The organism is Nitrospiraceae bacterium (genome assembly GCA_021373015.1).
Classification (GTDB): Bacteria; Nitrospirota; Thermodesulfovibrionia; order Thermodesulfovibrionales; family UBA1546; genus JAJFTJ01.
Genome location: JAJFTJ010000004.1, coordinates 1 through 26,835, shown reverse-complemented (window position 1 = coordinate 26,835; position 26,835 = coordinate 1). Strand labels below are relative to the sequence as shown.

29 protein-coding genes and 1 other RNA gene are annotated in these 26,835 nt (G+C 38.9%); 19 read left to right on the top strand and 11 right to left on the bottom strand.

All coding sequences use genetic code 11. The features are described from left to right. Position 1: 1 nt before the first annotated feature. The 5 genes from LLF28_00860 to LLF28_00840 are packed head-to-tail and all read right to left on the bottom strand — an operon-like array spanning position 2 to position 2,687. On the bottom strand, positions 2-427 hold the full coding sequence (locus LLF28_00860) for a hypothetical protein (protein ID MCE5194001.1): 426 nt from the start codon (positions 425-427) through the stop codon (positions 2-4). Between the two features lie 4 nt (positions 428-431). Beyond that, positions 432-986, bottom strand: coding sequence for a type 4a pilus biogenesis protein PilO (locus LLF28_00855; protein ID MCE5194000.1), 555 nt, complete (start codon positions 984-986; stop codon positions 432-434). Further along, a complete protein-coding gene (locus tag LLF28_00850; protein ID MCE5193999.1) occupies positions 977-1,510 on the bottom strand; it encodes a PilN domain-containing protein in 534 nt (177 codons plus the stop codon). The genes LLF28_00855 and LLF28_00850 overlap by 10 nt, the downstream gene beginning before the upstream one ends. Beyond that, positions 1,507-2,460 (bottom strand): pilus assembly protein PilM, encoded by a 954-nt coding sequence (gene pilM, locus LLF28_00845; GenBank protein ID MCE5193998.1) that lies wholly within the window; start codon positions 2,458-2,460, stop codon positions 1,507-1,509. The genes LLF28_00850 and pilM overlap by 4 nt, the downstream gene beginning before the upstream one ends. Further along, a complete protein-coding gene (locus LLF28_00840) occupies positions 2,460-2,687 on the bottom strand; it encodes a hypothetical protein (protein MCE5193997.1) in 228 nt (75 codons plus the stop codon). The genes pilM and LLF28_00840 overlap by 1 nt, the downstream gene beginning before the upstream one ends. 188 nt (positions 2,688-2,875) lie before the next feature. On the opposite strand from LLF28_00840, the gene LLF28_00835 reads away from it, so the two are divergent. The 9 genes from LLF28_00835 (at position 2,876) to LLF28_00795 (ending at position 11,349) form a co-directional block, all read left to right on the top strand. Continuing rightward, entirely contained in the window at positions 2,876-3,892 is a 1,017-nt protein-coding gene (locus LLF28_00835; GenBank protein MCE5193996.1) for an FHA domain-containing protein, read from the top strand. A gap of 26 nt (positions 3,893-3,918) precedes the next feature. Further along, positions 3,919-4,440 (top strand): hypoxanthine phosphoribosyltransferase, encoded by a 522-nt coding sequence (gene hpt, locus LLF28_00830; protein ID MCE5193995.1) that lies wholly within the window; start codon positions 3,919-3,921, stop codon positions 4,438-4,440. A gap of 46 nt (positions 4,441-4,486) precedes the next feature. Then, positions 4,487-4,858, top strand: coding sequence for a 6-carboxytetrahydropterin synthase QueD (gene queD / locus LLF28_00825; GenBank protein MCE5193994.1), 372 nt, complete (start codon positions 4,487-4,489; stop codon positions 4,856-4,858). After that, positions 4,848-6,215, top strand: a complete 1,368-nt coding sequence (locus tag LLF28_00820) for a TldD/PmbA family protein (protein ID MCE5193993.1) — start codon at positions 4,848-4,850, stop codon at positions 6,213-6,215. The genes queD and LLF28_00820 overlap by 11 nt, the downstream gene beginning before the upstream one ends. A gap of 88 nt (positions 6,216-6,303) precedes the next feature. After that, positions 6,304-7,086, top strand: a complete 783-nt coding sequence (locus tag LLF28_00815) for an electron transfer flavoprotein subunit beta/FixA family protein (GenBank protein MCE5193992.1) — start codon at positions 6,304-6,306, stop codon at positions 7,084-7,086. After that, on the top strand, positions 7,077-8,258 hold the full coding sequence (locus LLF28_00810) for an FAD-binding protein (GenBank protein ID MCE5193991.1): 1,182 nt from the start codon (positions 7,077-7,079) through the stop codon (positions 8,256-8,258). Before LLF28_00815 ends, LLF28_00810 begins: the two co-directional genes overlap by 10 nt. After that, on the top strand, positions 8,255-9,205 hold the full coding sequence (gene fabD / locus LLF28_00805; GenBank protein MCE5193990.1) for an ACP S-malonyltransferase: 951 nt from the start codon (positions 8,255-8,257) through the stop codon (positions 9,203-9,205). Before LLF28_00810 ends, fabD begins: the two co-directional genes overlap by 4 nt. A 231-nt stretch (positions 9,206-9,436) precedes the next feature. Then, positions 9,437-10,534 carry a DUF2157 domain-containing protein gene (locus LLF28_00800; protein ID MCE5193989.1) on the top strand — a complete coding sequence of 366 codons (1,098 nt, stop codon included), beginning with the start codon at positions 9,437-9,439 and terminating at the stop codon, positions 10,532-10,534. After that, positions 10,531-11,349 carry a DUF4824 family protein gene (locus LLF28_00795; GenBank protein MCE5193988.1) on the top strand — a complete coding sequence of 273 codons (819 nt, stop codon included), beginning with the start codon at positions 10,531-10,533 and terminating at the stop codon, positions 11,347-11,349. Before LLF28_00800 ends, LLF28_00795 begins: the two co-directional genes overlap by 4 nt. A gap of 58 nt (positions 11,350-11,407) precedes the next feature. On the opposite strand, the gene LLF28_00790 is transcribed toward LLF28_00795, so the two are convergent. Continuing rightward, positions 11,408-12,583, bottom strand: a complete 1,176-nt coding sequence (locus LLF28_00790) for an NAD(P)/FAD-dependent oxidoreductase (GenBank protein MCE5193987.1) — start codon at positions 12,581-12,583, stop codon at positions 11,408-11,410. Positions 12,584-12,634: 51 nt separating this feature from the next. On the opposite strand from LLF28_00790, the gene LLF28_00785 reads away from it, so the two are divergent. The 3 genes from LLF28_00785 (at position 12,635) to LLF28_00775 (ending at position 16,260) form a co-directional block, all read left to right on the top strand. Further along, positions 12,635-13,888 carry an MFS transporter gene (locus LLF28_00785; protein ID MCE5193986.1) on the top strand — a complete coding sequence of 418 codons (1,254 nt, stop codon included), beginning with the start codon at positions 12,635-12,637 and terminating at the stop codon, positions 13,886-13,888. A gap of 50 nt (positions 13,889-13,938) precedes the next feature. Then, positions 13,939-15,321 (top strand): sigma-54 dependent transcriptional regulator, encoded by a 1,383-nt coding sequence (locus LLF28_00780; protein ID MCE5193985.1) that lies wholly within the window; start codon positions 13,939-13,941, stop codon positions 15,319-15,321. Positions 15,322-15,516: 195 nt separating this feature from the next. Beyond that, the gene (locus LLF28_00775; protein ID MCE5193984.1) at positions 15,517-16,260 is read left to right on the top strand and encodes a FliA/WhiG family RNA polymerase sigma factor; all 744 of its coding nucleotides are present in this window, start codon (positions 15,517-15,519) and stop codon (positions 16,258-16,260) included. Between the two features lie 4 nt (positions 16,261-16,264). Here the strand turns inward: LLF28_00775 and LLF28_00770 are convergent, their stop codons facing one another. The 3 genes from LLF28_00770 to ssrS all read right to left on the bottom strand — a co-directional run bounded on the left by LLF28_00770 (position 16,265) and on the right by ssrS (position 19,187). Next, positions 16,265-17,047 (bottom strand): TIGR00282 family metallophosphoesterase, encoded by a 783-nt coding sequence (locus LLF28_00770; protein MCE5193983.1) that lies wholly within the window; start codon positions 17,045-17,047, stop codon positions 16,265-16,267. A gap of 45 nt (positions 17,048-17,092) precedes the next feature. Continuing rightward, positions 17,093-18,658 carry a ribonuclease Y gene (gene rny / locus LLF28_00765; GenBank protein ID MCE5193982.1) on the bottom strand — a complete coding sequence of 522 codons (1,566 nt, stop codon included), beginning with the start codon at positions 18,656-18,658 and terminating at the stop codon, positions 17,093-17,095. A gap of 341 nt (positions 18,659-18,999) precedes the next feature. Next, positions 19,000-19,187: non-coding RNA, 6S RNA (gene ssrS / locus LLF28_00760), on the bottom strand. Positions 19,188-19,313: 126 nt separating this feature from the next. Between ssrS and LLF28_00755 the strand changes: the two genes are divergently transcribed. The 6 genes from LLF28_00755 to LLF28_00730 are packed head-to-tail and all read left to right on the top strand — an operon-like array spanning position 19,314 to position 24,208. Next, entirely contained in the window at positions 19,314-19,904 is a 591-nt protein-coding gene (locus tag LLF28_00755; protein MCE5193981.1) for a molybdenum cofactor guanylyltransferase, read from the top strand. A gap of 4 nt (positions 19,905-19,908) precedes the next feature. After that, positions 19,909-20,109: a twin-arginine translocase TatA/TatE family subunit gene (locus tag LLF28_00750; protein MCE5193980.1), complete on the top strand. Its 201-nt coding sequence runs from the start codon at positions 19,909-19,911 to the stop codon at positions 20,107-20,109. Between the two features lie 27 nt (positions 20,110-20,136). Beyond that, a complete protein-coding gene (gene alr / locus LLF28_00745; GenBank protein MCE5193979.1) occupies positions 20,137-21,246 on the top strand; it encodes an alanine racemase in 1,110 nt (369 codons plus the stop codon). Next, positions 21,236-22,045: an ABC transporter permease gene (locus LLF28_00740; GenBank protein MCE5193978.1), complete on the top strand. Its 810-nt coding sequence runs from the start codon at positions 21,236-21,238 to the stop codon at positions 22,043-22,045. Before alr ends, LLF28_00740 begins: the two co-directional genes overlap by 11 nt. A gap of 25 nt (positions 22,046-22,070) precedes the next feature. After that, positions 22,071-22,829, top strand: coding sequence for an ABC transporter ATP-binding protein (locus LLF28_00735; protein MCE5193977.1), 759 nt, complete (start codon positions 22,071-22,073; stop codon positions 22,827-22,829). After that, positions 22,826-24,208, top strand: a complete 1,383-nt coding sequence (locus LLF28_00730; protein ID MCE5193976.1) for an MlaD family protein — start codon at positions 22,826-22,828, stop codon at positions 24,206-24,208. The genes LLF28_00735 and LLF28_00730 overlap by 4 nt, the downstream gene beginning before the upstream one ends. Before the next feature lie 7 nt (positions 24,209-24,215). Here LLF28_00730 and nifS read toward each other — a convergent pair whose 3' ends face one another. Beyond that, the gene (gene nifS, locus LLF28_00725; GenBank protein MCE5193975.1) at positions 24,216-25,406 is read right to left on the bottom strand and encodes a cysteine desulfurase NifS; all 1,191 of its coding nucleotides are present in this window, start codon (positions 25,404-25,406) and stop codon (positions 24,216-24,218) included. Positions 25,407-25,521: 115 nt separating this feature from the next. On the opposite strand from nifS, the gene LLF28_00720 reads away from it, so the two are divergent. Further along, a complete protein-coding gene (locus LLF28_00720) occupies positions 25,522-26,541 on the top strand; it encodes a DUF748 domain-containing protein (protein ID MCE5193974.1) in 1,020 nt (339 codons plus the stop codon). 24 nt (positions 26,542-26,565) lie between these two features. Here the strand turns inward: LLF28_00720 and LLF28_00715 are convergent. After that, the coding region (locus tag LLF28_00715; protein ID MCE5193973.1) for a hypothetical protein at positions 26,566-26,835 on the bottom strand (270 nt) is incomplete at its 5' end.

Below are 26,835 nucleotides of genomic sequence, written 5' to 3'. Positions count from 1 at the left end.
GCTATTTTTTCCCTCCCTTAAGGGATTTTTCTATGGCAAATTTCTCTATTCCCAGAGAAAATCTTTTGCCGTTTTTTTCCAGAGTAACTTTCTCCTTATCTATCGCAACTATCAAAAAATCATTCACTTTTTCATCCTTCCTGTAAAAACCGCCGTTTATTATAGCAAGCGCCTTTTTCCCGTCTGATATTATGCCATCAATCTTTATATCTAATAAAGAGGGGCTGTCACCTGCTGCTTTTTCTTTTAATCTGTCTTCGTATTTTATAAAAGGATCTCTTCCCCATTTTTCCTTAATAGGTGATTTTAGGGCATCGGTTTTTATATCAGAAATCCCCTCTCCACATACTATAAAAGGTGTTAATGCACCCGTCAAACATACAGTGCATATTAACACTAAAATTTTATTTGCAGTTTTTCTTTTCATACTTTCATTTCCCTTTTAAATAGGTGATTGCTTTTATTATTGCAATCCCTGAGGGATATACTGTTGGATTTGTTTCGAATTTGATATCCTGAATTAAAAAAAGTTTATGCCTTGCCTCAATATTTCCCAGAAAATCGTACAGCTGTCTGAATTTTACCCTTAATTCAATTTTTACCTTAAGCTCTATAAATTTGTCTTTAGTTATAAAACCCTCAGGAGCTATTGATATGAAATCAACTCTTGCAAGATTTGCCTCTTTGCTTATTGATGCAAGCATGCCGGAAAGATCATCTGCCTGCGGCAAGGAAAATTTTTCAGTATCAGGTTTTTGTGTTGTGACCTGCAAGGCAGCAATTTGATTTAGCGAATCTAATTCTTTCTTCAGGGTTTCAAGAGTTTGCTGCTGGGTCTTGATTTTTACCTGTAATGGAGAGAGCAGCATTAAGTACGGGATTAATATTAAAGCGAGCAGTAAAGTTATTATGGATATCATCTGCTCTCTTTTAGTGAGAGCAGAGAATTTTTCGTTTATATTGTCAGTTATAGATTTTAGACCCATTTTAATTTTGTCTTAAGTTCAAATGAAATATTTTTTTCACCTTTTTGTGAGAATACTATCTCAACATTGTAGAAATGATTTGACGCTTCCAGGGCTGATATGAAATTTGCAACTGCAAGCTGTGAAGTCGAGAAGCCCTTTATATTCATCAGCTTTGCTCCTCCGTCAATTCTTGTTTCAATTGATGAGAGCCATACATCCTCAGGAGTTACAACGGAAATATCGCTTATTATAAGACTCCATTTCTGGGATTGCTCTATCGCATTTATGATCTCCTGCGCGTATGAAGCAGGAACTCCTGTTGTTGACACAGGGGCAATCTTTCCCTGTAGTTCAATTTTTTTCTTTGCCAGAAGATTATTCTCAGAAACAAGTTTTTTATATTCAATGGTTCTTGAAACCCATAAGCTCATGATTACAGCTGCATAAACACAGATTCCAATAATCAAATAGTCAGATAATCCTCTCCCTTTTGTTCCTCCTGCCTTAGCTGCCAGTGGAAGCAGATTCAGTGTTTTTTTCATGCATTTCTCCGTGCAAGCCCGATTGCAACTGAAAATCTGGGTCCCAATGGTCTTAAGGCTTCATCTTTTAGAACAAGACCGTCAAAGGGATTTGGAGTTCTGACAGGAACATCCAATAAATGTGATATGTAATTTATTATCGCATAATTGATCGCTACCCCGCCTGTAAGCACAACTTCTGAAAAACTTCTTTCCTTTGATGTAACTTTGAAATAATCAGTAGAACGGAATATCTCTCTTACAAATTGATCTAGAATATCCTTAATCTTTTCAACAGGCCCACCCATCATTATTTTTTCTGCCTCATCACCTGAATACCCTTGAGTCAAAAGATTGTCTTTTATATTTTCCCCTCCGAGTTCAACTGACCTAGTGAATCTGAGTATGTTGTTGTTTGATATGTTTATTTCCATATTTTTATGACCGATATCAAGGATTATAATATTGCCTGAACCTTTTAGAGGAAGAGATCTTAAAATACAGAGAGGGCTTACATCAACTGCCATAACGTTTACTCCAGCTTCTTTTATCGGGGAAATATAACTTTGAACATTATTTTTTTCTGCAGATGCAAAGGTGACGATAATCCCTTCTTTAGTCTCCATAGTGACATAATCATACACCGCATCTTCTAATGAATATGGAATCTGTCTTTTGATTTCCCATTGCACTGCTTGATGCAGTTCGCCTTTTGGCATAGGAGGAAGAGTTATTGTTCTTATAAAACACATTGCTCCGGGCAAATTAACAACAGCATCCCTCCCTGATATATTTATCTCACTGAAAAACTGACGCAGTCTGCCGGCAAGCAAAGACTCATCATGTTTTGCGCCAAAAGGAATATCTGTGAAAGCTGCAAGGGAAATCTTTTTGGACTTTAGCCCTATTACCTTGACAGATCCACTGCCCATATCAATTCCATATGGAGCAGTCCTGAAAAGGTTCAGCATTAGTGCCTCTTGGTAAAGTAATATGCCATAAAGAATAGGAATACGGATGCAATTAGAAGACAGATACCAACACCGTTTCTGTAAGAGAAAGAAGCCTCATCAATTTTTGCTATCATCTTCGTGGAAAAAGTGTTTATTTTTTTTAAAAAACCCGGGGCAGTTAAAAAAAGCATGCCCATTACAAAAGCCAATATGCCAATAATAAGAGAAAAGCTTGCTGGTCTCATATGTTCATCCTCCAACCTAAAGTTCTTCTTTAAAAGTATAGCCTCTAACTGTTAGAATGTCAATAATAAATAGCCTTATTAACATTTTATAGAAATTGTGTGATTTTGAGTTTATTAAATGTTTTTATTTTGCCTATTAATTAATTCAATATGTTGACAAAATATAAGGGATATAAAACAATAGCCATATGATAAAAGAACTTTTTCCGCACGGAGACTCAATATTCACAGATAGGCCTTATTCACCGGAGTTTTTTGCTTTGGCTATTGATGAAATAGATAAGGCAGCTTCTTTTATAGGTCTGATAAGAGTTGATGCAAAAGATGCGGCATATCTGCTTTTTTTTCTGAAAGGCAGCGTATACGCGGCAGGCTGTATCTCAGGAAATAAAACACTCCCGCTAAGCATAAAAGAATTTCTGCAGTATGTAAATTCGGATAATGACAGCAAAAAAATTTCTTTATATAAAACGGACCCTGTTTTGCTAAAGGCAATGCTTGTATTTATACAGAAAGAACCTTCTACAAAGGTAACTGCTGAAATGATACACCTTGATGAATTCATTGAGCAGATTAAGGAAGCAAAATCAGACATTTTTTTGATACTCAGAAAAAATAACATGTATAATTTTTTTTATTTCCATGCAGGAGAACCAAAGACAGTTAATTTTGCAGATTCCTTTTGGATCGGATGGGAGCAGAGAGATATCCCGCTTGCAGAGCAGATAATGATCTATGCATATCCTGCAGACAAAACGCCTGTGCAAGTATTGGTGTACAGAGATATTAAGACCGAAGAAGCTGATGATTTATCAGAGCTCAAATTATTTCAGACAGCTCTCAATATTGCGAGTAAAAGTTCTGAAAAACCATATGTTCAGCCCGAAGTTAAGGCTAATAAAGAAACAAAGCCGCTCAGGATAAGGCTGGAAATAACAGAAGGACCTCAGAAAGGCAATAAGTTCAACATTCCATTGCCGTTTACAATCGGCAGACGGGAAGCTGATGTCAGAATCAGGGATATGTCTATATCTAAAAGGCATGCATTATTTGAAACCTCAGAAGGGAAGATAATTTACAAGGATCTTGACAGTACAAACGGAAGTATTATTAATGGAACTAGTGTAAAAGAAAAAGTTCTCAATGATGGTGATATAATCCAGATGGGAAACACAACGCTCACAATACATGTTGTTTCAGATTAAATTTTAAAACAGAAAAGGAGGATATTATGGTCACAGGCAAACCTTTTTTTACAACCGAGCAGATTCAGAGCAGAGTGAAAGAACTCGCAGAAAAGATATCATCAGATTATCAGGGCAAAAACCTTCTTGCCATTGGAATTCTAAAGGGCGCATTCATGTTTTATTCTGATCTTGTAAGAATGATAAAAATTCCGCTCATGTGTGATTTCATAGTCGCATCAAGTTATGTTAAAGCTGACACAACAGGAGAGGTAAGGGTTCATTGTGATATCAGAGAGAATCTGGCTGACAAAGATATCCTTCTTATTGAAGATATAGCGGATTCAGGAATAACCTTGAATTTTGTAAGGGAAAGAATACTGTCGCAAAGACCAAAAAGTCTGAAGACATGTGTATTTCTTGATAAAAAAGAAAAAAGAACAGTTGACATTCCGCTTGAATATGTTGGGTTTGAAATACCTGATGTTTTTGTCGTAGGTTATGGACTTGATTATGATGATAAATACAGGAATCTCCCTTATATCTCAATTTTCAAGAAAACATTTTAAGAATATATAGAATATATTCTGATAATTCAGAATAGAGGAATAAAAAATGTATGAATTAATGGTCGAAAGTATTTTTTCTGCATCGCACCAGCTGCGCGGATATAAAGGGAAATGTGAGAAGATGCATGGTCATAATTTCAAGGTTCAGGTGCATGTTGTAGCTGAAAGGCTTAATGATATTGACCTTGCAGTGGATTTTCACGATTTAAAAAAAATTCTGAATGAAATCATAGATCCTCTCGATCATTCTTTGCTTAATGAGATTTTTCCTTTTACAGAAAAGAATCCGTCTTCTGAAAATATAGCAAAGTGGGTTTATGACACAATGAGCAAAAAATTTTCCGACGAAAATGTTCAGGTTTCTGCTGTTACTGTCTGGGAGTCTGATACAGCTTCTGCAACCTATTATGAAAGCTGAAAACACCGGAGCAATCAAGAAGTTTGCATCTGAACTTCTTGATCACGCGCTCAAACAAGGCGCAGATATGGCTGAGGTTTTTTTAAGAACATCAAAGAAACTGAATATAGAAGTTAAAGACCACTCTATAGATTCTGTCGAGTCATCCTTGAGTCTTGGATATTCACTGCGAATAATTAAAGGCAAGAGACTTGGATTTTCATATTCAACATCTTTTGATGACATAAAGCCTGTAGTAAAGGCGGCTATTGATTCTGCAGGGCTCTCTGACATTGATGAGTTTCTGGATATGGCTTCACGGAAACAACTTAAGGAAAATACGGATAATCTGCAGATATATGATAAAAACATAGCAGATATCTCAAGGGATGATGCTGTCAGTAATGTTATGACAATCGAAGACTCGGCAAAAAATTACGATCCAAGAATAAAAAAAGTCAGAAAAGCATCAGGGACTTTTGTAAGCGGCGAGCTGATGATCTGCAATTCAAACGGCATAGACATCACATATCCATATACAAGCAGCACGGCTTTTGTAACCGCTGTTGCTGAAGAAAACAATGACAGCGAGATGGGATGGGATATTGATGGAAGCAGATTTCTTTCAGATATTTCATTTGAAACAATAGGCAGAAATGCTGCTATGCGTGCAATTCGGATTTTATGTCCGAAAAAGATTACTACAATAAAGGCTTCGCTGATACTCGACAGTTCTGTTGCATCAGAATTTCTGGGAGTGTTTTCTCAGTCTTTTTCAGCAGACTCAGTTCAAAAGGGAAGGTCATCGCTGAAAAACAGAATAGGTCAGGATTTAATAAGCAAAAAAATAAATATAATAGACAGCGGGATTATTCCAAGAAAGCTTGGCACATCTCCTGTCGACGATGAAGGATTCCCGTCCTCGTCAAAAATTTTGATAAAAGAAGGGATGCTTGAGTCATATCTTCACAATTCCTATACTGCAAAAAAGGCAGGGACAGTCTCGACAGGCAATGCTATTCGGGAAAGTTTTTCGTCTCTCCCCGGTGTCGGAATATCAAATTTATATCTGGAAGCAGTCTCCAAGTCAGATATTGTTTCCTTTAACTCTATGCTTTGTTCTCTTGACAAGGGACTCTATGTTACTGAGGCGATGGGGATACATACTGCAAATCCTATATCAGGGGAATTTTCTATCGGTGTCTCAGGATTGTGGATAGAAAACGGAGAGATAAAATTTCCTGTTAAAGAGGCAGTGATCTCAGGAGACATATTAGGTCTGTTTGCAAAAATCGAAGCTGTTGCAGATGATTTCAGATTTTATGGAAACATCGGAACCCCGAGTCTGCTTATCTCGTCAACTGATATAAGCGCATGATTGGACTTTACACCTGACATTTCAAAATCGTATAATTAATGCCTGCGTTATTCAGCATAAATTAAAACAATCTGGAGAAAAAAGAATAATGAATATTGTTGTGTGCATCAAACAGGTGCCTGACTCGTCAGAGGTTAGAATTAATCCTGAGACAAACACTCTGATAAGAGACGGCGTGCCTACGATAATCAATCCTTATGATCTTCATGCAGTAGAAGCAGGGCTTCAGATAAAAGAAGCAGCAGGAGGAAAAGTCTTTGCATTGACAATGGGTCCGCCGCAGGCAGAAAGCGCACTCCGCGATGTAATTGCAATGGGCGTTGATGAAGCAGTTCTTCTAAGCGACAAGGCTTTTGCAGGTTCGGACACATGGGCTACTGCTTACACTTTGGCAAAGGCAATAGAGAATATTAAGGCTGATGTAATAATCTGCGGCAAACAGGCGATCGATGGAGACACAGCACAGGTCGGGCCTGAGATGGCTGAATTTCTAGATATTCCGCATATCTCATATGTCAGAAAGATAGAAGAAGTAAAACCCGAGGGAATAAAAGTTCAGAGACTGATGGACGATGGATATGATGTTGTCGAATCAACTCTCCCTGTTCTCCTGACAGTTGTAAAAGAATTGAACCAGCCGCGACTGCCTTCTCTTAAAGGCAAGATGGCTGCAAAAAAAGCAGAGATAAAAAAACTCGGCGCTAAAGAAATAGGCATAAAAGAAGAAGACACAGGGCTTAAAGGCTCGCCGACTCAGGTAAGGAAAATATTTGCGCCGGAGATAAGAGCAGGCAGAAAAACATTTGACGGCACGCCTGAAGAACAGGTGAATAAACTTATCGAGGAGTTAAAGAAACTGAAATGTCTCTAATAGTTATAAAAGAAAAATGTACGGGATGTGAAACATGCGTCGGCGTTTGTCCTTTCAGCGCAATAGTCATGAAAGACGGAAAGGCATTCATCGCTGAAAATTGCCAGATGTGCATGGCTTGCATAAGCGCTTGTCCTGAAGGCGCAATAGAAGAAATAAAACAATCCGAAGAACCTAAAAGGACATGGGACAATAAGGGCGTATGGATATTTGCCGAACAAAGAGAAGGCAAAATCGCTCATGTTGTGTTGGAACTCCTTGGCGCAGGCAGAAAACTTGCGGATGAATTAAATACAGAACTCTGCGCCGTGCTTTTCGGTTCTGCAAAAAACGAAGCTCAGGAACTGATAAGATGGGGAGCTGACAAGGTATATTTTGCGGACTCTCCAGCACTTCAAAAATTCAACGACGAACCTTATTCAAAACTTCTTGTTGATCTCATAAGTCAGTATAAACCTGACATAGTTCTTGCAGGAGCAACACCAATAGGACGTTCTTTCATACCGCGCGCTGCCGCAAAGCTAAGAACAGGACTTACCGCAGACTGCACATCATTGGAGATAGACAAAGAAACAAAAAATCTTCTGCAGGTGCGTCCTGCATTCGGCGGAAATATCATGGCAACCATACTCTGCCCCAATTACAGGCCTCAGATCGCAACAGTGAGACCGAGAGTTATGAAACAAGGCGAATATGACAAAGGCAGAAAAGGAGAGATAATCTCCGTGCCTGTCAGCGAAATAAAATCCAGAACCCGCGTGCTTGAAACAGTAAAAGAAGGGTCAGAGTCCATGGTAAATCTTCAGGATGCAGAGGTGATTGTTGCAGGAGGAAGAGGAGCAGGTGAAAAAGGATTCAAAGTTCTGACTGAACTTGCAGAATTGTTAGGAGGGACGGTCGGAGCGTCTAGGGCGGCGGTTGACGAAGGCTGGATACCTTACAGATGTCAGATAGGACAGACAGGTAAAACAGTATGTCCCAAGATATATATTGCATGCGGAATATCAGGAGCTGTCCAGCATCTTGTCGGCATGCAGTCATCTGATGTGATCATCGCGATAAACAAAAATCCTGAGGCTCCGATATTCAATGCCGCAAACTATGCGATAGTAGGCGACCTTAATGAGATAATCCCGTTGATTATCAAAAAAATAAAAGAGGTAAGGCAATGAAAACAGCATTCATATTTCCGGGTCAGGGTTCGCAGTATGTCGGGATGGGGAAAGACCTTTATGAAAAATTCAACGAAGTCAAGAATCTTTACAAAGAAGCATCTGATATTCTCGGTTATGATATTGCCGCGCTCAGCTTTCACGGGCCTGCAGGAGAATTAAATAAAACTGACAAGACCCAGCCATGCCTGCTTACTGCTGAAACAACAGCATACACTGTTTTAAAACTCAGAGGGATAACTCCTTCTGCTGTTGCTGGACACAGCCTTGGAGAATATTCTGCTTTAGTTGCCTCGTCAGTGATCAGATTCAAAGACGCTGTTAAGATAACTGAAAAAAGAGGCAAGCTCATGCAGGAAGCAGTTCCTGAAGGCAAAGGGCTTATGGCCGCAATCCTTGGAATGGATAAAAAAGGTATTACTGAAATATGCAATTCAACAGTCGCCAGAACAGGCTATGTTGCGCCGGCTAACTTTAACTGTCCCGGACAGGTAGTCATAGCAGGCGAAAAAGAGGCTGTTGAAGAAGCAGTAAGAATATCGAAAGAATTAGGCGCAAAAAGAGCTGTTATCCTTGCAGTGAGCGCGCCTTCACACTGCAAACTCATGACTGAAGCTTCGAGCAAACTTAATGATTTTATTACTGAACAAAAAATAGCATTCAATGCTCCTCAGATACCTTTTGTGTCTAACGCAGACGCATCATTCATAAAAAATCCCGATGAGATAAGAAAATCCCTGATCAAACAATTAAGCTGTCCAGTATTGTGGGAAGACTCGATTAAGACAATATACGACTCCGGCATAAAGATATTCATTGAAGTAGGCCCCGGCAAAGTGCTTTCAGGACTTATGAAGAGAATTGTTCCTGATGCAGCTGTTTTCAATGTTGAAGATGCAGAAAGTCTAGATATGGCAGCCGAGGGAATAAAAAACATCCAGTCGTAGTCGTAGAAATAGTTTTAAGCCGATAAACCGATATTCATTTCTAAAACCTGATCATTATTTCTAAATTCTCTCTGCCTTCTGCCGTGTTTTTCTTCATCCTACCTCGCCTTGCAGTTTTTTATGCGGCTTGATACAATGCGGAGGAAGAAGGGGATCATGGCGTTGGAAGAAAGAAGATTAATAAGACGTAAAAAATAATAAACAACATTTGTACTTTTGTACAAGGTAAGCATGACCAAGATAAGTTTGAATAATAATAAGGATTCTTCTCTTCAGCGTAAGGATGAAGCTCAGCAAAAGGCTGACCGTATCCGCTTTTTTCAGGAAGAGTTGCAGTTTCTTGAGGGACAGGAGATACTCGTCCTTTCTGATGAGCAGAGGAAACGGCTTGTAACATACCACCATGAGACGCTGAAAGAGCTATCCCAGCAGTTCGACATAGACACGGATCATGTCCAGAAGCAAATGTCTACGGGAATGAGAATAGTCTCTTTTCTAGGTGCCCTAGCGCTGTCGGCAGCTGTATTTTTTTTCTTTTACCGGTTCTGGGGCCAACTATCTACTTCTATTCAAGTTGGGATTCTCATTGGAATACCCATTCTACTCACTTTAACAATGGAGATAGCAGCACGGTTTGAAAAAACGCTATATTTTACATCTCTCATCGGACTTGTTGCTTTCGCGTCTTTTGTTCTGAATTTAAGTTTGCTCGGTGTTATTTTTAACATTACACCAACGCAGAATGCCTTTCTTGCATGGGGTGTGTTCGCTCTAATACTTTCCTACACTTATGGACTTCGTCTCCTTCAAGTGGCAGGGATATTTTGCTTGTTTGGCTACCTATCAGCTACTGTAGGGACTTGGAGCGGCATGTACTGGTTATCCTTTGGAGAACGTCCTGAGAATTTCATAGTAGCGGGCTTTTGTATTACTGCTATATCTCTAGTCTCGCACCGCAGCTATCCCCGCTTCCCTGTCATGTATCGCCTTTTCGGTATGCTTTCTGTTTTTATCTCTATACTGGTACTGGCTAATTGGGGGAGAACTAGTTACATTATGATACCCCCTGAACAGGTGGAGAATATTTATCAAGGCGCAGGCTTTATTGTTGCCGGAATTACGATTTGGCTTGGTATTAGATACCACCATTCCGATGCAGTTAACCTTGGGAGTACTTTTTTCGTTATCTATCTTTACACTAAGCTCTATGACTGGTGCTGGAAGTGGATGCCTAAATATCTTTTTTTCTTGATTATCGGAACGATTGCTATTACATTTCTTATCGCCTTGAAAAGGCTCAGAGCACTCAGTAAGGAGGCTAGCCAATGAGAAAATATGGACTGCTAGGCGCGATAACGCTGTTGCTGATTGTCAATGCCTTTGTATTCGCAGGCATTTTAATTAATCGATCAGGTTCTCCTGAGGCAGCTATCGAACTTACAGAACGCGAGCTTCCCCTTGCCTATACCAGGGACGAGAATACTGGCATTTCTCTCTCTCTTAAGTATGATTATGATAGAGAATGGCTAGACAAAAAGAAGCTTATTGCCATAGGATTTGACTGCAGTGTACCAGAAGGAAGCCCTGAGGCCGACATTTTCTATAGGCATGTGCTGCCGCATAAGACCTATGCAGTTTTCGAATATGATGGTGAGACATGGAAACGATGGATAGAGAAACAAGAAAAATTGATTGCAGATCTCGAAAAAAAAATAAGGCAGGGAAAATCAGATAAAGAAGAATTAGGAAGGCTTCAGACGAGGTTTAAGCGAGATATAAAAACCAGAACACGTCTTTTTCCTATTGATGCAGACAATGACCCTGTTGCGCTTAGGAACCGCTATCCTGACAATAGCCGTTTTATTATTCTTCCTGTTGTTGTCAGAATGAATTATTATTTTACTTCGTATGAGAACAAAAAAAGTCCCAAAAAAATAATCGGATTTCTGACAGATGTGCTTGTTGATAGCATCCATGTGCCTCTGGGTAAACGTTCCTTGCTGGAACCTCTTCGTTATAAAGAGAAACGTGAGTATTACACCGAAAAAATAACAGAGCCGAGATATGTCGTAAAACTACACTTTGGTAAGCGATACGAGCCATGGGTTGTCGATGTCAGACAGATAAAAAATAGCAAAAATTAGTATGGAAAATAATCAGCTTCACTACCCATTTTCCTTCAGCATCGCACAACGAAAACTTTTACACAAATTGTCCTGCTGCGAAGCCGGATGACCACGCCCACTGAAGATTGTATCCTCCAAGATGACCTGTGACATCAACAACCTCTCCGATAAAATAAAGTCCCGACACTTTCTTTGCCTCCATTGTTTTTGAGGACAGCTCATTTGTGTCGATGCCGCCTGCTGTAACTTCTGCTTTTTTATATCCTGCTGTTGATTCTGGTTTAATTACCCATCTATGTAAATTTTCTTCAATCTTTATTAATTCTTTTTCGCTGTAAGAATTCATAGCGCGTGACTGGATATGTGTTTCGCACCAAATTTTGCAGAAGCGTTTAGGAAGATATAAAGAAAGCAGTGTGCTTAGCTCCATCTTGCTTGTGCGTTTAGACATTAAGATATCATGGGCATTTTTTTCTGGGGAAAGATTTATGATGATATCATCGCCTTTGTTCCAGTATGATGATGCCTGAAGTATCGCAGGCCCGCTTAAACCTGAATGTGTAAAAAGAACCTGTCCTGAGAATTGTTTTTTATTGCAGGTGACAAATGCATCAAATGATGTTCCGCTTAGGTCTCTGAATTTCTGTTGGTCTTTCTGACTAAATAAAAGCGGAACGAGCGCAGGTCTTGGTTTTATAATATTAAGACCGAATTGTCTTGCGATTCTAAATCCAATGTCTGTTGCGCCGAGTTCTGGATATGAAAGTCCGCCTGTTGCAATAACCAGAGATTCTGTCTGTATCTGTCCGAGATTTGTTGAGATCAGAAAACCGGATTGTTTTGAAATTTTATCAATCTTGGAATCAAGTTTTATTTCTACACCAGCATCATTGCATTCTTTTAAGAGCATCTTGATTATATCTGTGGAAGTCTGTCTGCAGAATATTTGTCCTTTTTCTTTTTCATAATATTCAATGCCATGTTTCTTTACCATTGCTGTAAAATCATTTGGAGTAAATCTGGCAAGTGCTGATCTGCAGAAGTGCGGATTGTCCGATATATAATTTTCATAATCTATATTTAAGTTAGTGAAATTGCATCTTCCACCTCCAGATGCCTTTATCTTTTTCGCGGGCTTCTCAGAATGATCGATAACAAGTACTTTCCGGCCGCGCTTGCCTGCTTCGGCTGCGCACATTAGGCCTGAAGCGCCTGCACCTATGATCACTGCATCTTTCTCGATAATTTTCATTGTTGGTCTAAAACTTACTAAAACCTTTAATTAAAAACATTATAATATACAATGTCTCTTAAGAATAAAAAGCAGGTCATAAGCTGGTGCTTATTTGATTTCGCCAATTCAAGCTATTCTGCAGTCATAGCTGCTGTTATCTTTCCTGTTTATTATGCAAACCAGATCGTGGGCAATGATGCAGGTCTTGGTGATCTTTGGTGGGGAAGGGTCATTTCATTAAGCATGGCATTTATAGTGCTCACATCTCCATTTATCGGCGGCATGGCTGATTTTGGCGGAATAAGAAAAAGACTACTCTTTGCATACACTGCTTTATGCATCCTGTCAGTTTCTTTATTGTCTTTTGTTCAAAAAGGAATGGTGATAGAAGGCTTTGCACTTGCAGTGCTTGCGAATATCGGCATGGAAGGCGGACTTGTATTTTATAATTCATTTCTCCCTGAGATTTCCGAGAAAAAATATCAGGGCAGGGTCTCTTCATGGGGATTCGGGATCGGTTATGCTGGTTCTATATCAGCTCTTGTTTTTGCTTTGATGCTTATAAATAAGGGTTTTTTTAACTACACTTGGTTTATGGTCTCTGTTTTTTTTGCATTGTTTTCTATCCCTGCTTTTTTATTTCTGCCTGAAGATAAGAGACATGGATTCGGAAAGATTATGAGTTCGTCATTGAAAGGCATGAGATACACATGGAATACATTCAAAAAAATCTGGTCGGAAAAAGAGATGAGAAAATTTTTAATAGCTTATCTGTTTTACGAAGACGGAGTTAATACTGTGATTGTTTTTTCGAGCATATTTGCTGCAACTACACTTGGATTTAACACGCAGGAACTTATAATGCTTTATATTTTTATTCAGGTTACAGCCTTAACAGGCGCATTTATTATGGCAAAGCCTGTTGATTCATGGGGTCCGAAAAAAATTGTTACTCTGTCTTTGGTAATGTGGTCGATAGTTTCGGTATCTGCTTATTTTGTGCAGACCAAATCAGAATTCTGGCTTGTTGCTTTTATTGCAGGTTTTGGTCTCGGCAGTGTGCAGGCAGCATCCCGTGCTTTTTTTACTCAGTTTATTCCTGACGGCCATGAATCCGAATATTTCGGCGTATATTCGATGGTGGGGAAATCCTCTGCAGTATTCGGCCCTTTGGTGTTTGGTTATATGTCTTCTTTATACGCGAGCCAGCGTCTGGCAATTTTGGCTGTGGCTGGTTTTTTTACTGCAGGACTTGTTATTCTCCAGTTTGTAAAAGGCGGCAGACCTAATGTTAAGAAGAGCCTGATACCTTTTTTTGACTGAGTCTTTAAAAATATATTGACGATAAATTTTAGAAATGTCATATTGTTGACATGCTGGAAACAGTACTTATCATCGATGATGACGACGCTGTCAGAGATATCCTCAAAGAACATCTTGGAGATGAGGGCTATGATGTTATTTCCTGCTCAAATGCTTATAGCGGTTTAGAGATATTTCGAAGCTTCAAGGTTGATCTTGTTATGCTGGATCTTGTTATGCCTGATACAAACGGTATTGAGGTTTTAAAAAAGATCAAGAAATTAAATCCCCGTTCTGTAGTGATTATGATGACTGCCTATGGCAGTATTGAAAATGCTGTCGATGCCATGAGGTCAGGGGCGTTTGACTATATTACAAAACCTTTTAATCTTGACGATGTTTCATTTGCTGTAAAAAGAGGGATAGAAGTGAGCAGACTTGAGAAGGAGAATATTGATCTGAAAAAACATTTAAAACAAAAATGTGGTGTCGAAAATATAATCGGTGATTCTAGTGCAATGCAGAATATTTACAGCCTTATTGATAAGGTTGCTCCAAGTGACAGCACGGTTTTAATTCTTGGTGAGAGCGGAACAGGCAAGGAACTAATTTCAAATACAATTCATTATAACAGTGACAGAAGCTCTAAGCCCATTGTTACAGTCAACTGCAGCGCAATCCCTCACGAACTTCTTGAAAGCGAACTTTTTGGCCATGAAAAGGGAGCATTTACTGGCGCATTTACAACAAAGAAAGGCAAATTTGAAATTGCAGACGGAGGAACAGTCTTTCTTGATGAGATAGGCGATATAAGTTTTAGCCTGCAGGTAAAACTTCTGAGATTTTTGCAGGAAAGAACGTTTGAGAGAGTCGGAGGAAATAAAACAATAAAGGTTGATGTAAGAATAATTGCAGCAACGAATAAGAATCTTGAGGAAGAGGTTATGGCCGGCAGATTCAGGGATGATCTTTTCTACAGGCTTAATGTGATTCCTGTAATTCTTCCCTCTGTAAAAGAGCGTAAGGAGGATATTCCCTTGCTTTGTAACTATTTTATAAATAAATACTGTCAAAAACGAAAAATCCCAATATTGGAAATAAGCAGTGAAGCGATGGCTGCTCTAACAAACTACTCATGGCCTGGCAATGTAAGGGAGATTGAGAATCTGATTGAGAGACTGGTTGTTTTAAAAAATGATGATATTATTGTGCTTTCGGATTTACCACAGAAGATAGCAGGGACGTCAAGCCATGGCAGTATTGAAAAGCCTCATTACAATCATATCCCTGAGAAGGATATAGATTTTGAAAAATGCATTCAGGATTATGAAAAACATCTTATAACACATGCCCTGAAATCAGAGAAAGGGAATAAAAGTCAGGCTGCAAAACTGCTGAATATAAAGAGAACAACTCTAATAGAAAAAATTAAAAGGCTGAATATACAAAAATAAATTCCGCTGTCATTTTTCTGACAAAATAATCTGTACTAATTTCAGTCTAGCCATTTATTTGACATAAAATCCCGCTATTCTTAGAAAAAGTTCTTTAGAATCAAAGTGCAATAAATTGGCATGGTTTTTTCTAGTGTTATATGAAGTATTCCTTACCTTTCACAAAAAACAGCTCAAAGGGAGAAAAAGCGTCCAATGATATTCGAAGATATGACTTGCCAAAAATCTGAAGAAGATATCGAAGCAATAGTAAGTCATTATCTTCCTAAAATTAAATATTATGCATCTAAATTGTCATTTAATCTTCCTTCAGGACTCAGCGAGGAAGACCTGGTAAGTGCAGGCGTTGCAGGGCTATTAGAGTCAATGAAGCGCTATGATTCAAAAAGAGAAGCATCTCTAAAAACTTTCTCAGATTGCAGAATTAAAGGTGCGATAATAGATGAGATCAGGGCGATGTTGTGGACCTCGAGGGATGCGAGAAAAAAAATTTCTAATCTCAGAACAGCATGCCAATCACTTGCAGATAAATTTTCAAGACCTCCAACAGACTGCGAGATTACAGATGAATTAGGGATTAGTTTCAAAAAATTAAATAAAATATATTTTGCATCGCATATGAATAATATTCAGAGTTTAAATGAGACCATAACCGGCAATGAGGGGGAAACAAAGGAAATCATTGATTACTTATCCACAGATGATAATAATCCCTTTGAAGTGCTCGAAATAAAACAGTCTCGAATGAGACTCGAATCCGAAATAAGAAAACTCCCTTTCAGGGAAAAGTTGATAATTCTTCTTTATTACTATGAAGAACTTAGGCTGAAGGATATATCAAAGATCATGAGAGTAACTGAATCCAGGATATGCCAGATATTAAATAACGCTTTAAGTAGACTGAAAGAAAATATAAGTGATACAGCATTGCTGACTTAGCCGACTAAGGATAATTAAGCTGCAGTCTTTGAATTGCAACGGCCTTCCCAGTGTCTTTGTTTACCTCAACAATTACAGCAGAGAATATCCCTTGCCCCTGAGCTGTTGCAAATTTCATCGGCATCTGTTTGAGAAAACGTTCTATAATCTGCTCAGTCTCAATTCCTATTACGGAAATTGACGGGCCTGTCATCCCAACATCAGTGATATATGCTGTCCCATTGGAAAGTATCTTTTCATCAGCAGTCTGTATGTGCGTGTGTGTTCCAAGTACTGCACTGACCTTGCCGTCAATAAAATAACCAAATGCAACTTTTTCAGATGTGGCTTCAGCATGAAAATCAACGATAATTATTTTTGCGGATTTCTGGACAAGTTCAATTTCTTTCTCGCCAGTCCTGAAGGGACAGTCAAGGTTTGACATGAAGACTCTCCCAGAGATGTTTATAACACCAATTTTTGTGCCGTCAGGTACTGTGTGGACAAAACTCCCGTAGCCCGGGACGCCAGGAGGATAATTTACAGGTCTTATTACTCTGTTCTCTTTTGTGATATATGTAAGAGATTCCTTTTTATCCCATATATGATTGCCTGTGGTAATAACATGAACTCCATAGTTAAAAAGCTCTTCTGCTGTCTGTTCTGTTATTCCAAAGCCGCCTGCTGCATTCTCTCCATTTGCAATAACAACATCGATCTTATACCTGTCAACAAGGTTGGGCAGAAGCCCTTTGAGAGTGACCCTGCCCACCTTGCCGACGATATCACCAATAAATAATATTTTCATATTAAGAAGTTTTTAGTTAAAAGTTATTAATATCTTACTTTTAACTTATTTTGCGTACTCCACATGCCGCGATTCTCTTATAACCGTAACTTTTATCTGTCCAGGATATGTCAATTCTGATTCAATTTTTTTTGCCAGTTCTTTGGAAATTACTGAAGACATCTCATCATTTATATCCTCTGGTTTTACAATTATTCTGATCTCTCGGCCTGCCTGTATGGCATAGCATTTTTCAACACCTTTGTATGACATTGCCATTTGTTCGAGCTGTTCCAGTCGTTTGAGGTAACCTTCGATGCTTTCTCTTCTTACACCTGGTCTTGCGGCTGAGAGCGCATCAGCAGCGCCTACAAGCGCAGCCTCTGGCGTTATTGGATCTCCTTCTCCATGGTGAACAAGGATTGCATTTACAACCTTAGGATTTTCACCGTATTTTTTTGCCAGTGTTGATCCTATTTCTTGATGAGAGCCTTCAATCTCATGATCTACAGCTTTGCCTATGTCATGGAGCAGTCCTGCTCTCTTTGCCAGCTTAATATCAACTCCCAGCTCTCCTGCCATGATCCCTGACAGATATGCTACTTCCATTGAATGCTGGAGAACAGGCTGCCCGTAAGATGTCCTGTATTTGAGCCTTCCGAGCAGCTTGATTATCTCAGGATGAATCCCTGAGAGTCCAAGATCAAAAACAGCTTTTTCTCCCTCTTCTCTGATAGTTGTATCTACTTCTTTTTTCACCTTTTCGACTATCTCCTCGATTCTTGTTGGATGGATTCTGCCGTCATTTATAAGACGCTCGAGTGAAAGTCTTGCAATCTCTCTTCTTACAGGATCAAATGCAGAGAGGGTAACAACTTCCGGGGTATCATCGACGATAAGATCAACTCCTGTTGCTGCTTCAATTGCGCGTATATTTCTGCCTTCTCTTCCGATTATTCTTCCTTTCATTTCATCATTCGGAAGAGTTACGGCAGAGACCGTTGCGTCAGCCACATAATCGCTTGAAAATCTCTGAACAGCGAGGCTGATAATTTCTTTTGATTTTTTTTCAGCAGTATCTTTTGCTTCATCCTCAATCTTTTTTGCAAGTTTTGCCGCTTCAAAACGCGATTCTTCTTCAATCCTCTTAAAAAGCTCATCCTTTGCTTGAGCGGAAGTTATTCCGGAAATCCTTTCCAGCTGTAAAGTCTGCTCTTTTATTAGCTGATTGTACTGATTTTCTTTTTCGTATATTGCACGTTCTTTAGCGTTAAAATCTTTTTCTCGTTTGTTTAGCTCCTGTTCTCTTTTCTCGATCTGATCAAGTTTTCTTTCGATTGTTTCTTCTTTTTGCCTCAGTCTTTTTTCAAGTTGTGTGAGTTCAAAACGTTTTTCTTTTAGTTCTTTTTCTGCCTCGGATTTAGCTTGATACAGAATATCTTTTGCCTCTAATGCAGCTTCCTTTCTTATTGCCTCTGCATCTCTTTTTGCCTCGCCAAGCAGTTTTTCTTTCTGCTTTTCAAGCTCAAGCCTTTGAGGTTTAATAGAATTTCTGTATATAAGGCTCAGGATTGTGCCGACAGCAATGCCGATACCAATGGCAAGCAGTATCATATAAGTTGTATCAACCATTGGATTGTATCCTCCTCATTATCTTTTATTTAATAACCACTAAATCCCTTACATAAAATTAAGGCGTGGTGGAAATCCATTTTTGCAAAAATATAATTCAATTGGACATAAGAAATATTTATTCTTATGCTCTTTAGGCAGGAATGACTGGTTTTAAGTTTCTGTTAGGGTAATGAGGAAGTTTTCTTGCAGGAAACAATCCCCTGCGCTGAATTTATCCTAAGATCCCGACTGATGGATCTATTTTCTGAACCCTTTATATTTAAATCTTTCAGAAACAAACTTGTCATTCTAAAACCTGCCTAATTTTATTTACATTTGCAGGCCAGCTTAGTGTTAATTGTAAACCCGCCCTGCCGTGTAAATGGAGAATTAGATCCGCCCGCTGTTACAGGTGGGTGCTCTAAAGGATGCTTCAGGCTTTCTCATCTGATGATGAGACATGCACACCGCAATCCTCACTCGAGCTCCCCAAAAATCTAATTTGCCGGATCAACTTTTCCACCTAGCACTAACAGGGCAGGAAGTATAGCTGACCCATTACATAAAATATTTATACCAAAAATGGGGGATTAAGGCAAGGACAAAATAATAAACCCTTAGTTTTTAGCTTGTATTAAAAAATAAATTTGCATAGACTATTTGATAAATTGCTATGGGTATAATAGGTATGGTATTGGCTGGCGGAGAGAACAAAAGGATACCTGTACTTAAGGGCCACATTGAAATTAACGGGACAAGAATAATTGATTCCAGTATCAGGCTGCTGAAAGATTTTTTCAGGAAGATTGTTATAAGTACAAATAGCCCTGAGCATTATTTCTATTGCGGTCTGCCAATGATAGGAGATGTTCTAAAAGAAAGGGGACCGGCAACCGGAATATATTCGGTGCTAAAAAGCACAGGTGCTGAAGCAGTATTTGTTGTTGCATGCGATATGCCTTTTGTGCATTCTGATATGGTATCATTACTCGTCGGGAGTTATAAATCAGACTGCAAAGGAAGACATGCTGTTGTGCCAATTTTTGATAATAAGCCGGAGCCTTTGCTGGGGATTTATTCGAAAAGCACAGTTAATGTGATACAGAGCTGCATTAAGGAAGGGCGCAGGAGTCTAAGAGAGATGTTGAAACAGATGGATGTTTTATATATAAAAGAAAAGGATGTCAGGTCAGTTGACCCTGACGGAAGGTCGTTCATTAATATTAATACAATGGAAGATCTAAATAAAACTATAGGAGGATGAAGATATGTTTGGATTAGGCATGCAGGAATTGATAGTCATTATGATAATCGTTGTCGTGCTTTTTGGTGCAACAAGGCTTCCGCAGCTTGGTGAAGGGATAGGAAAGGCAATAAGAAATTTCAAAAAATCAATGTCAGACCAGGAAGAGATAGACGTTACCCCTAAAAAGTCTGATTCAGAAGAAAAAAAAGAAGAAAAAAAATAACAGCAGGGTTATAGGGAGACATCTGATTTGGACAGAGGACCAATAGCAGAAGTAGACCTTGAAGCCATATCGAAGAATTACAGGACTGCAAAAAAAATAACAAAAGGCAGACCGGTAATAGCTGTTGTTAAGGCAGATGCCTATGGTCATGGGGCGATTGAGGTCTCAAGGAAACTGGTAAAAGAAGGAGTCTCACAGCTTGCAGTGGCATATACCTCTGAGGCTGTTGCATTAAGACATGCAGGTATAAAAGTCCCTCTTTTAGTGTTTTTTGACAGACAGGATATTGACGATTACTTTCGATATAATCTCACCCCTGTGATATATGACGCTAAGACTGCCTTGATATTTTCCAGAGCAGCAAAGAGCTTAAAGAAAACTATTAATGTCCATCTTAAAATTGATACAGGTATGGGGAGGATGGGTTTCGACAGCGATTGTATAATGACCAAAATAAAGACTATTGCTGGAATGGATTTTTTGAATATTACAGGTTTTATGAGCCATTTTTCGGATGCAGACCTTTCTGATAAATCTTATGCTCTAAGGCAGCTAGAGCTTTTTGCCTCTGTAAAAAAATCCCTGCAAAAAAAAATTATGAAGTCCGCTGTTTTTCATATTGCAAACAGCGCTGCTGTGCTTTCTTTTAAAGACGCATATCTTGATGCAGTAAGGCCGGGAATAATGCTTTATGGATGCTCTCCAATTCAGAATGAAGCGTATGCTTTTTTAAAACCGGCAATAACTGTAAAAACTAATATTCTGTCTTTGCGAAAGTTCAACAAAGGCAAGTCAGTGGGCTACGGAAGAACATTCATAACTGTGCGGGACAGTATGATAGCAGTTTTGCCTGTCGGGTATGCTGATGGTTATACAAGAGCGCTCTCAAATAACTCAGATGTCCTTGTACACGGGAAGCGCGCGCCTGTGGTTGGCAGAATATGTATGGATACTATGATGGTGGATGTAACTGGAATAAAAGACGCATCAGAAGATGATGAGGTTGTTTTGCTTGGAAGCCAGAAAAAATCTTTTATATCAGCTTCAGAGCTTGCAGCAAAGGCAGGTACAATATCCTACGAGATACTTACTTCATTAGGCAATAAATCCAGAAGGATATATGTTGATGGCAACTAATTATATAGTAAGAGGGATCGAATTTGTAGGCAGGTTTATCACATCGCTTGGTGACAAGCTTATATTTATAGCTGAGGTAACCGGAAGCGTGATACTTCTTTTCATATCAGCATTAAAACAGATGATAATCCCGCCATTTGAAGTAAAAAACACACTAAAGCAAATAATAGAAATAGGTATTAAATCAATGCCTGTTGTTTTTATCACCGCCATATTTACAGGAATGGTTCTTGCGCTTCAAAGCTATACAGGATTCAAAAGATTCAGCGCAGAGTCAATGGTAGGCACTGTTGTTGCCCTTTCAATGACACGCGAGCTTGGCCCTGTGTTAACAGGACTAATTGTTGCCGGAAGAGCTGGCGCTTCAATGGCTGCAGAGCTTGGCACAATGCGTGTTACAGAACAGATTGATGCTCTGGAAACCCTTGCAACTAATCCCGTGAAATATCTTATTGTTCCTAGAATGGTAGCAGGTATTATAATGCTTCCATCTCTTGCAGTCATATCAGATTTTATAGGGATTATCGGCGGCTATTTTGTAACAGTTAAAGTTCTTGGTGCAAATTCAGCTGTTTACTGGAAAAAGACATGGGATTACCTTGAACTTAGTGATATGTATAATGGACTTATAAAGGCATGTTTTTTTGGTTTGGCCATTGCTATAATAAGCTGCTACAAGGGTTTTTATACAAAGGGAGGCGCTGAAGGCGTCGGCAAGGCTACAACCGGAGCTGTTGTTATGTCATCAATGACAATACTTATATCGGATTATTTTTTATCAGTATGGCTATTCCAATAGGAGAAATTTATAATATCAGTTTATTATGATAGAGATAAGAGATTTACATAAAACATTCGGCAAGAACCATGTATTGAGAGGCACCAATCTCAAGGTAGAAAAAGGCGAGAGCATGGTAGTAATAGGAGGGAGCGGTTCAGGAAAGAGTGTTTTAATTAAACATATAATAGGAACCCTCAAGCCTGACAGCGGTTCAATATTAATTGACGGTGTTGATATAGCAGGTCTTAATGATAATGAACTCAATGAAGTAAGAAAAAGATTTGGCATGCTTTTTCAGATGGCAGCGCTTTTTGATTCGATGAAGGTCTGGGAAAATGTTGCTTTTGTATTAATGAGACACGGCAAATTAAAAGAAAAAGACGCAAGGGAAATAGCCAGCGAGAAACTCAGGATGGTCGGGCTGGTTGGAGTTGAGGACATGATGCCGTCTGAGCTTTCAGGTGGCATGAAAAAAAGAGTCGGGCTTGCAAGGGCAATTGCGCATGAACCGGAAATATTGCTGTATGACGAGCCTACAACAGGGCTTGATCCTATAATGGCTGATGCAATCAATGATCTGATAGTTGAGATGAAAAAGAGGCTTACTATAACATCTGTTACAATAACTCATGACATGCACAGCGCTTACAAGATAGCAGACAGGATTGCTATGCTGTACTTAGGCGAGATTATTGAGACAGGAACACCTGAACAGATAAAGAACACAGAGAATCCAATAGTCAGACAGTTTGTAACAGGAAGTGCTGTCGGACCCATTACCATAGAAGGAGTAACTGCATGAAGGTTTCTACAGAATTAAAAGTCGGAGCTTTTTCTCTTATGATACTTGCAATCATGACCTACATGACATTCAAGGTAGGAGGTTTTGACTGGGCAAAGAAAAAAGGCTATGCCCTTCATGCTGAATTCAAAAATATCGGCGGTCTAGATGAAAAGACAAGAATCAAGGTGGCTGGGGTAGATTCAGGAATTATTGAAAAGATACAGCTTAAAGATGGAAAAGCATGGCTTACAATCAGGGTTGATAAAGATACCCCTGTATATACAGACGCTTCTGTTGGAGTGAAGTCAACGGGAATGCTTGGCGATAAATATATTGAACTTAAAACCGGTTCTCAAAAACCTGAACTCAAGGATGGAGATACTATTAAGAATGTAATAGAGTTTGTCGATATAGATGAACTTGTTAAAAATTTCAGCAAGCTTGCGTCTAATCTTGATGAGTCGTTTGGCTCGCCTGAATCCAAAGGCGCACTTAAAGAATCTATCCAGAATTTAAAACATATTACAGCAAGCCTGAAAGATGCAATATCAGTAAATGACAAGAAACTGAGAATAGTTCTGGACAACATAGAGAATTTCACTGCCGCTCTAAAAAAAGACGGCCCTGAGCTTGTTGCTGACCTCAGCAAAGCAACAAAGGAGCTTAAGGGGATGATAGAAGAAAACAGGGGGCATGTAAAGAGCGCTGCTGAAAATATCGATGTTATCACACAGAAGATTGCCAAGGGTGAAGGCACGATCGGCAAGCTTGTAAAGGATGACAGACTTTACGAATCATTCAATAAAGCCGCAGAAGGGGTTAACAAAACTCTGAGCGCAGTAGAGAGATTCAGGACATTTATTACATTCCAGGGAGATTATCTCACAAAAGCCAAGGATTCGAAAGGAGCCTTTACTCTTACACTTCAGCCAAAACCAGACAAATATTATATTTTTGGTATTGTCAGCGATCCTGTTGGTAAGATTACGACAACTGAGACTAACTCAACAGTCGGAGGTGTTACGACCTATACTAAGACAGAAGAGATTAAGAAGAGAATGGAATTTACGGCTCAATTTGCAAAAAAGTTTGAAAACCTTGCCTTAAGAATAGGTCTTTTTGAAAGCACATTCGGCGTTGGAGCGGATTATTTTTTTCTTAAAGACAAGGCAAAGATGTCTGTCGATATATGGGATTTTTCAAAAGACGAAGAAGACGCAAAAAATCCTCATGTTAAAGTAGGGATAGATTATTTTTTATTTAAGAACATTTTTGTTTCTGCGGGCGGTGATAATCTTCTTAATGCTAAACGCCGCGGCGCTTACATAGGAACTGGTGTAAGATTTGAAGACGAGGATATAAAGTATCTCTTTGGCACGCTTCCCAGAATAAAATAAAAAAGAATTAAGCTTTGCAGTTTTTGAAAGTTTCTTTGGACAGAGGCGACAGAGCAGTCAGCTCTTTTATTATCCCGGGCATGACTTCAAGGATTTTATCAATATCTTCTTCTGTATTGTAACGGCTTAGAGAAAATCTAATTGAACCGCGTATTGATTGAGGCGGTATCTTCATTGCCTTAAGCACATGTGAAGGATCAGGAGAACCTGCTGTGCATGCAGAGCCTGATGATGCGCATATGCCGTGCGCATTTAATTTCAGCAGGATCGCTTCTCCTTCAATATAGTTAAAACTTATATTTGTTGTGTTGGGCAGTCTGTTATTAATATCTCCGTTTACACTTGACTCAGGGCATGTTTTCAATAACCCGTTTTCGAGTTTGTCGCGAAGATATTTTAAATAAATTATTTCATTCGCAAGATTCCTGATAGCAAGTTCACATGCTTTCCCAAATCCTATTATAGATGCAACATTTTCTGTTCCTGAACGCCTGCCTTGCTCCTGATGCCCTCCTATTATATATGGATAAAACTTTGTGCCTTTCCTGACATATAATGTGCCTACTCCTTTGGGAGCATGGAGTTTATGCCCTGAGATTGATAACATATCAACATCAAGATTTTTTAAATCTATCGGAATTTTCCCTGCTGCCTGGACAGCATCAGTGTGAAATATTATGCCTTTGCCTCTTAGCATCTCCCCGATTTCTTTAATTGGGAATATAGTTCCAGTTTCGTTGTTTGCAAACATTATTGATACGATTGCGGTATCTTTTGTAATTGCGGATATTATATCTTCAATTCTTAGCTGCCCTGAACGATCAACCGGTATAAATGAAACACGATATCCTTTTTTTTCAAGATGCTTGCAAAAATTCATGACAGCAGGATGTTCGACAGCAGATGTAATAACATGCTTTTTGTCCGGACCGCATTCCAGAGTGCTCATAAGTGCGGTATTATCACTCTCAGTTCCGCAGCTTGTAAAAATTATTTCCTCTGGTTCTGCGCCAATAAGTTCAGCGACTTTTGAGCGCGCATTCTCTATTTTTGCATGTACCTGCGAGCCGAATGTATGAATGCTTGAAGGATTGCCGTAAAGCTCCCTGAGATAAGGCAGCATTGCATCTACAACCTCGGGTGCAACCCCTGTTGTTGCATTGTTGTCCAGATATATGACTTTTGTGGTGTTAATCATATCAAAATAATACGCCCTTTGTTGAAAGTATTAAATTTTCCGTATGAATATTATATATGCATTGAAAATATTTTCCACTTGAAAAATCTTTCAGAATTTGATTAAATATTACAATATGATAAAGAAAATAATCATAGGCATTGTTATTTTTGTTTTTCTCGCAATAGCAGGAGTTGTCCTGTTCTTTCCTCTGGACTCGGTTGTAAAGAAAGCTGTTAATGATGCAGTCGGTCCTGCTGTGACCCTGAAATCAGTTAAATTTGGCTGGAATGGAATTGTTGTTGCAGGGATTCAGGTAAAGACAGTGCATAAGACTGATTTTCTCAAAGTTGAAGACCTGACGGTTAGACCATCTTTATGGGATCTGTTGGGCGGAAAACTTGTTATTAATATGATACAGATAAATTCTCCTGTGGTCAGGCTTCAAAGAACCAAAGACGGTAAATTCCTGATGCCTGATATAAAGAAAAAAGAAAGCGCAAAAGAGAAGGAGATGGTCAAAAAGCAGGATGCAGGAAAAGCGCTGCCTGTTCTGGTAAAGAAGTTTGAACTTAATAATGGCCAGATAATTTTCATCGATGATGTAAAAGGTGTTGCCCTTAATATTACTGAATTATTTGTCAAAGCAAAGAGCAATGAATCGGGCGAGACCACGGCCGATGTTTCTGCGAAACTGCCGTCAAATGGAGCTTTTAAAGTAAATTCAAAAGGAAATATTCTTACCAGAAAATTCAACGGTAACCTTTCGGTCAATAATCTCGATATAGCGCTTTTTAAAAAATATGTCGAGAATACAGCTGATATTAATAAAGGCAGGGTAGATTTTAATTCCAAGTTTGACATAAACAATACTTACCTTAATAAAACCCCATCAGTCATAAAGATCACGGATATTGATGTGAAAAGCAAGGGCAGTTTTATGGGAGTATCTGCGCCTTTAGTGCTTGATCTTCTAAAGAAAAAAGGATCGATTGATCTTCAGTTTAATGTATGGGGAGAATTTAATAACCTGAAACATGATTTGAAAGAGGCATTGACTAAAAAGATTTTGGAGGAAGGAACTAAGAATCTTTCTCCTGAAAAAATAGAAGGCACAATTAAAGACATAAAAGGACTGTTTCCAAAAAAGAAATAGTTTTTTTTATTCTGTATTTTGAATTTATCCGATTAAAATTTTCTGGCAGTTTTCAGAGGCTTTTTTAATATCCCATCTGTTTTTATCTCTATCGCCGACAATATTGCTTATGCCTCTTATCTCAAGCATTGGTATCCCATGAATAACACAGACTTGTGCAATTGCAGCGCCTTCCATATTTTCGCATATAACATTAAATCTCTTTTCAAGCTCCTTTGCCCGTTTAAGAGTGCCTGTTATAGAAGACATTGTAAGAAATGCTCCGGTTTTTGTTTTTTCAGGTAATAACAATTT